Below are 11,114 nucleotides of genomic sequence, written 5' to 3'. Positions count from 1 at the left end.
ACCATCCCCAACTTCGAAATCGAAGAAACCCTGCCAACTACTTGACGCGGGACACGGGCGTCCAGACGAATGCGCCGCAGGTGTGGCGGTATGGTTTCGCCTATGACTCGCCCTGCCTATGACGCCGTCTGGATTAACGGAAGCGTCGGCGCAGGCAAAACCACGACCGCCGACCATGTCGGCGAAGAGCTCGAGAAGCGCGGCATTCCCGGCGCCGTGATCGATATCGACTGGCTCCGTCGCGCGTGGCCGGCTCCGCGAGATGACCCGTTCCAGTTCGAACTGACCTTGGCGAACCTCAGAGCCGTTTCGACGCAGTTTCGGGCTCGCGGAGCGCAGGTAATTGTGGTTGCCGGCGTGGTCGAGACTGCTGAGCAGTTCGACCGCTGCTCGAGAGCGATTGAATCCAAGCAACCACCAATGCTGCGACTGGTTCTGGACGCTGATGCGGCGATTGCACGGCTGCGGTTGCGACACAGCGAGAACAGGAGCGAACTCGAGTGGCATGAAAGGCGGCATCCGGAGCTGGCGGACATCCTCGAACGCGTCGAGTTCGCGGACGAGTTGGTACTCGACAGCACTAGTCTTCCGGTCACCGATATCGCAGCGATCATCGCGGATAAAATCACAGACTGATCATCCAAGGCACGAAGACCGATCCGCTTGCGGAGGCGTTCGCACGGGAGGTAGCGGGTTCAAGCCCCGCTACTCACCGGTCCGCTGATGGATCCGATCGGAGTGGTTACCCGCTCGTCCACGGTGACTGGCTGGCAGCCCAACATCTCACTTCGTGGTGCGCATCGTGGCGTGCTGGTCAGGGTCGACCTCGACGGGGCTGCTCCAGACAACGGGCACCCCGCGCATGATGAGTACGTGGTCGAGCTCAGCGGCTTCCACTGGAAGTGCGTCGAAGAAACTGGACTCGACTCGTGTCGCCACACCCGGTTCGACCCGCCACGCATCGGTGTCGAGCCGCAACGCTTCAAGTCTCCCATCGCGGGTTGGTGACCAACCGACCGCGTCCTTGCGGAAGAACTCGGACGCGGCCGTCAGATCGGTGAACATCCCGCTTTGGAAGCGCTCAGGCGGAACTACGTCTACATCCACATCGACAGAGATATCGGCCGCCTCGACCTTCACGTTCAGATGAGTGGAGGACTCCACAGACGTGACAACGGCATGTTCATGGACGCCAGGGAAGACCCGTCCACCTGCGAGCTGCGCGAGCCGGGATGCGCTATGTCGACGAGGGATATATACCCCGGTGCGGATACCGCCGGGACCATCCCACTCCACGGCAATTCGGTGAGCCGCGCTTTCGCTGCGGTGGCCGATCTTTGGGGGAAACCATTGCGGCCTGAAGCCTCCCAGCCGGATCAGGCAAACACCGGCGAGGGCATTTCCGCTGACCAACTGCGGGCGGAGGCCACGCGGCAGCATCTCCTGCGCGACCCGCGGGTCGAGTCGGTAATTGACGAGAAGTCGGCGCTCGATCGTAGCCGCCATCCGCGGAATAGAGGGCACATCGGGAGTCTATGCCAGCGCTGTCGTCGCGCTTGGGTAACCCGTCGTCTAACTCCGCTCCAGCCCGACCCAGTCCGAATTCTTGCCGCCCGAGTGAGCAGAGCCAGTCCACCGCGGGCCCAACGTCTCGGTAGAGGATCCCCTAACGGACGCAGCAGATGCGACTAGGTTTGCGTGATGGACTGGGTACTCCTCATCGGCATTGTTGTGGTGGTCCTCGCCGGGATCAGCTTGCTGGCGTACCTGCGGCGAGTAGCCGCAGCAACTGAGCGGATTGCGGACGCCCCTGGAGAAGCAGAGCACATCGACCGAGTGGGCGGACGAACACCGCCCCTGACACGAACCGCTCACCGTGCGCCAGGGAGGTCGACGCGGAAAGCAGTTCCCGGGCCGCATCGCGCCGCATCGCGTCAGGGGGCCCGAGGCAGACGAGGCCCGTCCGGTAGGCCCGCGACGGCCTCGAACGTGTTCTGGAAATCGCTGAAACTCGGGGAGGCGATCTGAGATGCCCCGATCCTTCCGTTGTCGATCGATTGGCATCCTGTCGTGTTCCACCACAGACTGACGTCGGGATGGTGAGGGTAGGAGAAGGCGAAGATGGCGAAGGCGCCCGAGTCGTCCGGGCAACTGACTGTGCCCCTGGGTCGCGCGAGGGAGACGTGCAGAAGGGCGTCGGCGATGCGTTGTGCTTCGTCGGCGTTGAGCGTCTTCGCCAGGTGTTCGTCTGACGGGTTGAGTGGCCCGCTGTAGGCACAGATCAGGGCGGCGTCCGGCATGGAGCCTGCAGGCAGGAGGGTCGAGTCGCCAGGATCGGTATTCGCAACGTCCCTGGGACGCGTCACAGTGGTCGGGCAGCCGGCTGCCACAGTGAGGCTGATCGTCGGTGTGCGAGGCGTGTCCCAGGTGCCGTCATCGCCGCAGCCGGTCAGCGCCAGAGAGGCAGCGACGATCCCGAGCGCCGTTATCGGAATCCGCCCGTATCGCATGTGCCTCCGATCATCCGGTGTTCCCGTGGCCATCAAAGCACCGCAGGGTGCCCGTGCACTCGGAAAACAAAGACGTCCTGGGCCATCGGCCTGAGAAGGGCGGTGGCCCAGGACGTCAGCGCCGACGGGGTCAGGGCTGCTGGATGAAGGTGAGGATGTCGGGGTTGACGGTGCCGGCGTTCACGGTGAGCATGCCGTGGGACAGGCCGGGGTAGATCTTCACGGTCGCGTCATTCAGGAGCTCGGCCTGTTTGAGGGCGGCTTCCTGGTAAGGCACGACCTGGTCGTCGTCGCCCTGGAGGACGAGCACGGGAACGGTGATGGCCCTGAGGTCGTCGGTCTGGTCGGTCTCGGAGAAGGCCTTGATGCCCTCGTAGTGGGCGAGAGCGCTGCCCGTCAGGCCCTGCCGCACCCAGTTGTCGACGACCGGCTGCGAGAGGGCGACGTCGTCGCGGTTGAAGCCGTAGAACGGCCCGGAGGCGACGGCCTCGTAGAACTCCGCGCGGTTCGCGGCGAGGGCGTCGCGGAAGCCGTTGAAGACCGTGATGGGCACGCCGGCGGGGTGCCCGGGGGTCTGCACCATGAGCGGCGGCACGGCGGCGACGAGGACCGCCTTGGCGACGCGGCCCTGGGGCTGACCGTACTTCGCCACGTAGCGGGCGACCTGCCCGCCGCCGGTTGAGTGGCCGACGTGGATGACGTTACGGAGGTCGAGCTGCTGCACGACGGCGTCGACGTCGCCGGCGTAGTGGTCCATGTCGTGGCCGGTTCCGATGTCGGAGGACCGTCCGTGTCCGCGGCGGTCGCTGGCGACGACGCGGTAGCCCTTGGCGAGGAAGTAGAGGATCTGGTTGTCCCAGTCGTCGGAGGACAGCGGCCATCCGTGGTGGAACATGATGGGCTGGGCGTCGCGGGGTCCGAAGTCCTTGTAGAAGATCTCGGTTCCGTCTTCGGTGGTGACGAACGGCATGGCTTACTCCTTTTCGGGGTCGCCGAACGAGGTCGGCGGCGGTGAGGTCGCGGCGGGGTTGCCGCGACGAGCTGTGCGGATGGGACGGTGGCAGCGAGGGGGTGGAGCGGACGGGACCAGCGCTGAGGCTGGAGGTCTTGGAAGGGCCCGGGCTCAGCGGACGGAGGCGAGCAGGTTCCGCTTGGTGCGGTCGACGATCCCGAGGAGGGTTGCGTCGTCGTCGTAGGCACGAGCCAGGATCAGTGCACCCTGGATCGTCGCGACCGCGTCGAGCGCGCGATCGGCAGCGTCCTCGGGCGAGAGTCCGCCGGTGCGGAGCGCGTCCGCGAGGGCGTCGACCCAGTCCGTGAAGTATTTCCGGGCCGGGCCGGCGAACGCTTCCTGCTCTTCACCCATCGTGATCGCGGCGAACAGGCACACGCGCTCACGGGAGATGAAGTACTCCCCTACTTCCTGCGACATCGCCTCGATCGCCTGGGTGGCGTTCTCGGCGGTGCGCAGCGGGGTGTAGATGCGTTCCTCGAACCAGTCGCTGACCTGCTCGAGGACGGCGGCGGCCATGTCCGTCTTCCCGTTCGGGAAGAAGTGGTACAGGCTGCCGCGGCCGACACCGGTCTCTTGCTGGATTACTGACAGGGACCCGCCGTCGAAGCCTCGCTTGCGGAAGACTCCTGCGAGAGCGAGGACGACGTCCGAGCGGTCGAGGACGGTTCTGGCCATTACAGCCCGAGTTCGCTCAGGCCGGGGTGGTCGGCCGGGCGGGGGCCCGAGTTGTCCCAGAAGAATTTGCGCTCGGACTCATCGATCGCGACATCGTTGATGCTCGCGTGGCGGTGGGTCATCAGGCCCTCCTCGTCGAACTCCCAGTTCTCATTGCCGTAGGCACGGAACCACTGGCCGTTGAGGTCATGGTACTCGTACGCGAAACGCACAGCGATGACGTTGCCGGTGTAGGCCCACACCTCCTTGATGAGGCGGTAGTCGAGCTCGCGCTCCCACTTGCCGGCGAGGAACTCGACGATCGCAGGTCGGCCCTGGACGAACGTCGAGCGGTTCCGCCACCAGCTGTTCTCACTGTAGGCGAGGGAGATGCGCTCCGGGTCGCGGGTGTTCCATGCATCCTCGGCGGCCCGGGCCTTGATGGCGGCGGTCTCCGCGGTGAACGGGGGAAGCGGGGGACGAGACATGACAGGCTCCTTCACGAGCTGAGTTGTACTGACCGGTACGGACTGTACCGGTCGGTTTGGTGTGTACCAAACAGTACAGACAGTCGTCGGGACTGTCAACACGGTGCGGGAAGATTTCTCCCTGCGAGGCGGATGGTGAACGCGCTCCAGCCGTCGGGGGCGCGCTCGCGAGGTCGTGACCTCGCTCAGCCGCCCAGTGCGTCGATCGCCGACTGGTTGGTTCCGTAGAGGTCGCGGTCGCCGATCAGGCCGAAGTGCTCCAATCTCAGCTCGAGATCCGGTCGCACGCGCGAGTACGGCAGCAGGATGTCGTGCTCGCTCAACCAGTCCTGAACGGCATGGAAGCGCTCAGCGGCCGTGATGTCGATGTCGGTGACGGCCTCGAGGTCGAGGACGAGATGTTTCAGGCGATCGGGGCCGGCTTCCGTGACCGCGGCCTTGACCGCCTCCTCGAACACCCCGGCGTTGGCGAAGAACAGCGGCGCCGCGAACCGGAGCACGATCAGCCCCGGTGCGGTCTGAGTGACCTCGCCCTCGACCGGCAGCAGCGAGTGGTCGGGAGAGTCCGTGGTGCTCAGCACGTCGATGGCCGGGTTCGCCGCCCGGCGGGCCAGGTTGACGAGGGCGAGCACGACAGCGATGACGATTCCGGCGACGGGTCCGATGAGCAGGGCGGCCAAGAAGCACGCGACCGCGATCGCGAACTCGAACCGCGACAGTCGCCAGAGCGAGACGAACTCACGCGCGTCGAGCAACGGCAGCACGGCGACGGCGACGATCGCACCGATCGCCGGCGACGGGATGTGTTCGAGCAGCGCCGTGCCGAAGACGACGAGCAGCAGGGTGCCCGCGGCGGTCACGACCGCGGGCAGCTGACTGCGCGAGCCCGCGTGATCCATCACCGCGGTGCGCGACGTCGACGAACCGATCGTGAAGCCGCCGGTGAGGCCCGAGGCGACGTTGGCCGCCCCGAACGCCAGCAGGTCCCTGTTCACGTTCACCCGGTAGCCGCGGCGCTCGCCGAAGGCGCGCGAAACCAGGAGGCCCTCGCTCATGGCGACCATGGTCAGGGACAGTGCCGACGGCACCAGCGCGAGCCATTGCGACCAGTCGATCAGCGGCCAGCTGAACGTCGGGGCGCCCGAGGCCACCGGACCGAGGGTCGAGACTCCGCGTCGTTCGACTCCGGTGAGGAGCGCCGCCGTCGTGGCGCCGATGAGCACGATCAACGCCCACGGAACGAGCGGGGCGAGCCGACGGCCGACGATCAGCACGGTCAGCGACGCGGCCGAGATCACGATCGCCCAGCCGTTCGCATCACCCAGGCCGCCCAGGAGTTCCGAGACCCGTGTGATGAAGCCGGCACTGCCGGTGATCGTGATGCCCAGCATCGTCGCGATCTCGCTCACGAGGATGTCGAGGGCAAGGCCGCTCACGAAGCCGATCAGGATCGGTTTGGAGAGGAAGTCGGCCAGGAAGCCGAGGTTGAAGACCGCGCAGAGCACGAAGACCAGACCGCCGATGACGGCCTGGGCGCACGCGAGCGCAAGGTACCCGGCCGAACCGGCCACGGCGAGGCCACCGAGCGATGACGCGACCAGGGCGGACGCTGCCGCATCGGGCGACGCCACCAGCTGACGGGACGAGACGATGAGCGCGTAGACGACGGCAGGGACGACCAGCGCGTAGAGACCTGCGGTCGGCGGGAGACCCGCGATCTGCGCATAGCCGATGTTCACCGGCACCGAGATGGCGAGCAGCGTCACGCCGGCCAGGAGCTCCCGCGGCAGCGAGCGAAGCGTCAACCCCGCGAGGACGCGACCCCGGAGGAGCCCGGACATCGACGGCACGAGGAGGCCCCCTCCCGGACTCGAGCGACACGTCAGCGCGAGTGCCTCACGTCTCCTGCCGGTGACCTTCCTGCTCGGGCTCGCCGGTCATCTCCAGGATGGTGACTTCGTCGAGCTCCTCCCTGCGGTGCCGACGATCGACGCCGAAGAGGTAGATAGCGTCGAGGGCGCCGAGGGTGTTGGTCAGCAGCAGGGTGACGAACCACGGCTTGCTGCCGTTGCGCGCCGCGCGCCACATCGACGCCCCTTTCCAGGCGAGGCTCCAGGCGACGACCGCGACCACCAGCACGCGACCGGATGCGGGCACGCCGTGCATCCCCGTCGGGGACGTTCCGATGTCGTTTCTCATGCGCCCATTCGACCGCCGGCGCCCCGCGTTCGGCAAGGGTCGAAAGTCCTTACCGGCGTCTCCGGGGGAGCGGCAGGCTCGGAGGCGAGCCGACGACCGGGAGGAGCCCCGCATGCCCACCGAGATGAACCGCGACGAGATCGACGACCTTCTGACGACCGCACTGGTCGGCCGTCTGGGATTGATCGACGAGGACCGGCCCTATGTGGTGCCGATCTCGTACGCCTACCGCGACGGCGCCGTGTACTGCCACAGCGCCCAGGGCCGCAAGGTGCAGGCGCTGCGGTCGCACTCCGAGGTGTGCTTCGAGGTGGACGAACTCGACCACATCGACCGGTGGCGGAGCGTGATCGCGTGGGGGCACTTCGAGCAGCTCGTCGGAGCGGACGCGCAGCGGGCGATGGAGCTCCTGGTCGACCGTTTCCGGCCCCTCGTCCCCACGAACGCCGACGCCCACCAGGGCGCCGAGCTGGGCATGATGCGGACCCTCGACATCCCTCGCCTCCCCGAGGCGCAGGCGACGCTCGGCCGGCCGTCGACGGCAGCCGTCGTCTTCCGGGTGGACCTGCACACCCTGACCGGGCGCGCAGAGGGGGAGTGGTGAACGTCGTGACCGACGGGCGAACGGTGGTGGGTTTCGACGGCTCGCCGTCCGCGTGGCGGGCACTGGACTGGGCGACCGCACGGGTCGCGGAACGCGGCGGCACCCTGGAGATCGTCCACGCGATCGACACCCGTCTGGGCGGCGCCGTGTTCGGCCCCCGGTTCGACCTCGAGACCACCGTCGAAGTGGAGCTGCGTCAGGCGGCCGGGCACGTGCGCGCGATGGCGCCGGATGTCGTGGTGGAGTCCCGCTGGGTCGACGGCCCGCCCGCCGGCGCGCTGCTGCGGGAATCCGGTACTGCGGCACTGCTCGTGGTGGGCACCGACAAGCGCCCCGATCGACCGGGCACGAGGATCGGAACCCTCCCGTTGAAGCTCGCAGCGAAGTCCGAGTGCACGGTGGCCGTGATCCCGGATTCTCCGCCGCCCGAACGCAACGTCGTCGTCGTCGGCGTGGACCGTTCCGGCTTCGCGCGGTCCGCGCTGGCGCTGGCGGTGACCGAGGCGAGCTGGCGGGGAGCGCAGGTCGAGGCCGTGCACGCGTGGGACGTGCCGGAGGCGCTGCAGCGGGCGCTGGACTCGGGCGAGAACGCCGATCCGGCCTTCCTGGAGCGCGAGCAGGCGGTCATCCCCGAGGCGATAGCGGACATCCCGATCGCGAGGACGGCTCCCATCGTGCCGGTCGTCGTGCGGCTCAACCCCGCGGCGGCGCTCGTGGAGCACGGCACCGGCGCGGTGGCCATCGTGGTGGGGACACGTGGCAGGGGCCGCTTCATGGCCTCGCTGCTCGGCTCGGTCAGCCACGATGTGCTGCTGAACCTGCCCTGCCCGGTGCTGGTCACACCGAAGGAGTACGCCTTCGTCGTGCCGAACGCACCGGATGACGGCGACTGGTGAGCCCTTTCGGCGCGTCGCGTCACACGGGCTGATCGCCAGCCGCCTGCTCGCCCCGGTCGGGGGCGGCGGGCACGGCGACGCGGGCCGCGACGCCATCCCGGGGCGGCGACTCGTACGAGCTCAGCTTCGGCGATCGCAGCCCGAGGATGACGATCGCGATCGCGACGGACGTGGTGATGACCACCATGGCGACCGTGAGAATGAACATTCCGGCGCCTCTTCTCTCAGGACTGCTGCGGTGGTGCGGCCACCGCGGGCTGGGCCTCGGGTGCGGGTGCGACCGCCTCGGCGCGGGGCTTCGTGCTCCAGGGGCTCTGCCGGTGGATCTCGAGCAGCTCCGCCCCGAGACCGAAGAACACCATCGCAAGCCACACCAGAATGTTGAGCAGCGGGATCTGGAGCGCCACGATCAGGATCAGCCCGCCGACGAACGACTGCAGCACCGGGTGGATGGAGCCTCGGATGATAACCCGTCCGAGGTAGTGCGCGCCGACCAGGAACGTCGCGAGCGTCAGGACCGTGAAGATCAGCAGCCCGGCGAGCGCGAGGGGCGCTCCGACGATCGTCACGAGGAGGATCAGCAACCCGATCGGTACGACGATGGCCGCGAGGAACCCGACCAGCAGCGCGCGCCACGGTGACGGCAGCAGACGGTCGGTGATGCGGTTCAGCGTGCGCGGCACGAGCAGTCCGGCGGCGACGGTGAGGAGGCTCAGGGCGACAAGCGCATAGAGAACGCCGAGGAACCAGCCCAGGACGGCGGCCCAGGGCGAGATCTCCACCCGGGGCGACTGTTCCTGCTGCGGTTGGATGTGCTGGACCGTGCCCGCGACAGCGCCGTCGGCGATGTGCGCGGTGTTGCTGCTGGAGTAGGTCACGTCGCCGCCGACCGTCCCGTCGATGCTGAGGTCGGCCGCACTGACCACCAGGTCCCGGCCGACGGACCCGGCGACGGAGATGGTGCTCCCCGCGGCGACGATGTCGTTGCCCACCGATGCCTGACCGGCGACGACGAGGTTCGAGGCGAAGATCGTGCCGCTGCGTGCGACGTCGCCGGTGATGCTGACGTCCTGGGCGGCCAGACGGACGTTCCCGTCGACACGGCCGCTGATGGAGATCGTCTGCGCGGCGGCGATCACGTCGCCGGTGACATCGCCGCTGATCGTGACGGTCTGCCCTGCGGCGTAGACGTCCCCGTCGACCGTGTCCGTGATGTCGACGGCGACACCGCTGTAGAAGTGCGGGCCGCCTCCGCTCGACGTCTGGCCGGGCGGGGAGGCGGCAGCGCCTCCCAGAGCAAGGCCGAGGAACCCGGCCACGGCCAGCGCGGCAGCGGCCCGGAAAGCACGCGAGCGAATGTTCATGGCGGAACCCCCTGATCTACGGCCGGCCGGTCGCGGCCGGCCGTGCTGAAATACACGATCAACATGGGTCGGCCGGCCGCAGCGGCGATAGGGTCCTTGGTCCCCTGCTCGGGGGACGGGGCGCGGGGTGCCTGGCACGCCGGCAGCGAGATCCGCAGCTAACCGCTCCGTTCCAACAGCACGTCCAGGGCCTCTTCCAGCGAGGCGACGACGGGCTTCACCTCGGGGTGCCACCAGCACGAGACCGCGAACGCGTCGCCGGCCTGGTCGATGGTGCCGATTCCCGTCGCGCCGTCGTCCTCCTCGCGGAAGAGCGTGAACGAACCACCGCGGTAGAGCGTGTATCTCGCGCCGCCCCGCTCGAACTCCCTGACCCTTTCGAACATGTGATCTTCTTCCCCGGTTCTCGCCGTCGCGCGGGAGAGGGGTCACGTCAGGGGTCACGTCAGGGGACTCGCCTGCCGGAGCGCGCGGCGATCGAGTTGCACCCAGGGTAGAACCGCGCTGGCCCGTTGGGTACCCCCCGGCGGTCTACCTGCACGCTTTCGAAGGCGGCGGGCGTCGCCGACGGGACTTTGGACTCTCGAACGTCGTGGTCGTCCGCCCGATCCTGGGGTCATGACCAGGTGGAACGAACCGCGGCAGCAGAAGGCGCCGGACACCGAGCACGCCGGCGAGGGCCGGCACGGATCGCGGACGGTCCTGCTCGTCGCCGGGCCGCACGTGTCGAACGGCGAGCTGCGCCGGTTCTGTGTCGGCGCGCTCTCGGCCGGACGACCGGTCGCGCTCGTGCAGCTCCATCCGGTGTCGGCATCGGAGCGCTATCTCCTCAGGGCGCTCGCCCGCTGGTACGGCGAGCACAGCGTCCGGCTCGTCGAGTCGCATTCCGACTGGGCGGCGGTGTCGCACGAGGCGACGGTCGTCGTCCTCTCCGACCGGGGGATCTGGCGAGACGACGAACGGATCGCCGGCCCGGCACGGCTCGGTTCGCTGTCCCGAGCGATGATCGAACGCCTCTACACCGAACCCGCCGACCGTTCCGCAGCGGAGGTACGCCGATGAGGGCCCGGAACCGACCGGGCGACGGCGGAGGGTCCACGGCCGTCGACACGGACACGGAGCGCCGCGACCCGGTGACCCTCGTGCTCGAAGAGGGCGTGCCGGTGCGTCTGGACTGGAGCGGAGTGCGATACTACCCCGACTCGCCACCCGTTCCCCGCGGCAGGGTGGTGTTCACGCCCGACGAGACGCCGTTCCCGGCACTCGTCACCGGCTGGCGGATCGACGCCAGTTCCGTCGCCGGAGAGCGGCATGTCTTCGAGGTCCTCAACGGCGACGGCGGCCGCTGGTGGCTCACCTCCCTCGACGCGTGACACCGCAGGAA

General features: G+C 68.2%; 15 protein-coding genes. 5 read left to right on the top strand and 10 right to left on the bottom strand.

The annotated features are described in order from the left end of the window. Positions 1 to 102 precede the first annotated feature (102 nt). Positions 103 to 636, top strand: coding sequence for an adenylyl-sulfate kinase (locus Q0Q23_RS12875; protein WP_295124342.1), 534 nt, complete (start codon positions 103 to 105; stop codon positions 634 to 636). 147 nt (positions 637 to 783) lie between these two features. Here Q0Q23_RS12875 and Q0Q23_RS12870 read toward each other — a convergent pair whose 3' ends face one another. The 7 genes from Q0Q23_RS12870 to Q0Q23_RS12840 form a co-directional block, all read right to left on the bottom strand. Then, positions 784 to 1,506: a DUF2071 domain-containing protein gene (locus Q0Q23_RS12870; RefSeq protein WP_295124339.1), complete on the bottom strand. Its 723-nt coding sequence runs from the start codon at positions 1,504 to 1,506 to the stop codon at positions 784 to 786. A gap of 428 nt (positions 1,507 to 1,934) precedes the next feature. After that, positions 1,935 to 2,543, bottom strand: a complete 609-nt coding sequence (locus Q0Q23_RS12865; protein WP_295124336.1) for a hypothetical protein — start codon at positions 2,541 to 2,543, stop codon at positions 1,935 to 1,937. 97 nt (positions 2,544 to 2,640) lie between these two features. Beyond that, positions 2,641 to 3,480, bottom strand: coding sequence for an alpha/beta fold hydrolase (locus Q0Q23_RS12860; RefSeq protein WP_295124333.1), 840 nt, complete (start codon positions 3,478 to 3,480; stop codon positions 2,641 to 2,643). 153 nt (positions 3,481 to 3,633) lie between these two features. After that, a complete protein-coding gene (locus Q0Q23_RS12855; protein ID WP_295124330.1) occupies positions 3,634 to 4,200 on the bottom strand; it encodes a TetR/AcrR family transcriptional regulator in 567 nt (188 codons plus the stop codon). Beyond that, complete coding sequence (locus Q0Q23_RS12850) at positions 4,200 to 4,667, bottom strand: nuclear transport factor 2 family protein (RefSeq protein ID WP_295124327.1); 468 nt, start codon at positions 4,665 to 4,667, stop codon at positions 4,200 to 4,202. The genes Q0Q23_RS12855 and Q0Q23_RS12850 overlap by 1 nt, the downstream gene beginning before the upstream one ends. A 185-nt stretch (positions 4,668 to 4,852) precedes the next feature. Next, positions 4,853 to 6,508: a SulP family inorganic anion transporter gene (locus tag Q0Q23_RS12845; RefSeq protein ID WP_295124348.1), complete on the bottom strand. Its 1,656-nt coding sequence runs from the start codon at positions 6,506 to 6,508 to the stop codon at positions 4,853 to 4,855. A gap of 55 nt (positions 6,509 to 6,563) precedes the next feature. After that, positions 6,564 to 6,866, bottom strand: coding sequence for a DUF5652 family protein (locus Q0Q23_RS12840; protein ID WP_295124325.1), 303 nt, complete (start codon positions 6,864 to 6,866; stop codon positions 6,564 to 6,566). Between the two features lie 112 nt (positions 6,867 to 6,978). Here Q0Q23_RS12840 and Q0Q23_RS12835 point away from each other — a divergent pair, with 112 nt between their 5' ends. After that, positions 6,979 to 7,470: a pyridoxamine 5'-phosphate oxidase family protein gene (locus tag Q0Q23_RS12835; RefSeq protein ID WP_295124322.1), complete on the top strand. Its 492-nt coding sequence runs from the start codon at positions 6,979 to 6,981 to the stop codon at positions 7,468 to 7,470. Then, a complete protein-coding gene (locus Q0Q23_RS12830) occupies positions 7,467 to 8,366 on the top strand; it encodes a universal stress protein (RefSeq protein WP_295124318.1) in 900 nt (299 codons plus the stop codon). Before Q0Q23_RS12835 ends, Q0Q23_RS12830 begins: the two co-directional genes overlap by 4 nt. 19 nt (positions 8,367 to 8,385) lie before the next feature. On the opposite strand, the gene Q0Q23_RS12825 is transcribed toward Q0Q23_RS12830, so the two are convergent. The 3 genes from Q0Q23_RS12825 to Q0Q23_RS12815 form a co-directional block, all read right to left on the bottom strand. Then, a complete protein-coding gene (locus Q0Q23_RS12825; protein ID WP_295124315.1) occupies positions 8,386 to 8,574 on the bottom strand; it encodes a hypothetical protein in 189 nt (62 codons plus the stop codon). Between the two features lie 16 nt (positions 8,575 to 8,590). Next, on the bottom strand, positions 8,591 to 9,730 hold the full coding sequence (locus tag Q0Q23_RS12820; RefSeq protein WP_295124311.1) for a polymer-forming cytoskeletal protein: 1,140 nt from the start codon (positions 9,728 to 9,730) through the stop codon (positions 8,591 to 8,593). Positions 9,731 to 9,888: 158 nt separating this feature from the next. Further along, positions 9,889 to 10,116 (bottom strand): hypothetical protein, encoded by a 228-nt coding sequence (locus Q0Q23_RS12815; protein WP_295124308.1) that lies wholly within the window; start codon positions 10,114 to 10,116, stop codon positions 9,889 to 9,891. A 232-nt stretch (positions 10,117 to 10,348) separates the two neighbouring features. Here Q0Q23_RS12815 and Q0Q23_RS12810 point away from each other — a divergent pair, with 232 nt between their 5' ends. Beyond that, on the top strand, positions 10,349 to 10,792 hold the full coding sequence (locus Q0Q23_RS12810; RefSeq protein ID WP_295124305.1) for a hypothetical protein: 444 nt from the start codon (positions 10,349 to 10,351) through the stop codon (positions 10,790 to 10,792). Next, on the top strand, positions 10,789 to 11,103 hold the full coding sequence (locus Q0Q23_RS12805; RefSeq protein ID WP_295124301.1) for a hypothetical protein: 315 nt from the start codon (positions 10,789 to 10,791) through the stop codon (positions 11,101 to 11,103). The genes Q0Q23_RS12810 and Q0Q23_RS12805 overlap by 4 nt, the downstream gene beginning before the upstream one ends. The last annotated feature ends 11 nt before the right edge of the window (positions 11,104 to 11,114 follow it).

The sequence above is a fragment of the uncultured Leifsonia sp. genome (assembly GCF_945957465.1).
In the GTDB taxonomy this organism is placed as follows: Bacteria; Actinomycetota; Actinomycetes; order Actinomycetales; family Microbacteriaceae; genus Leifsonia.
The sequence above is the reverse complement of the archived record's forward strand: the minus strand, read 5'-3'. Positions and strand labels throughout refer to the sequence as shown.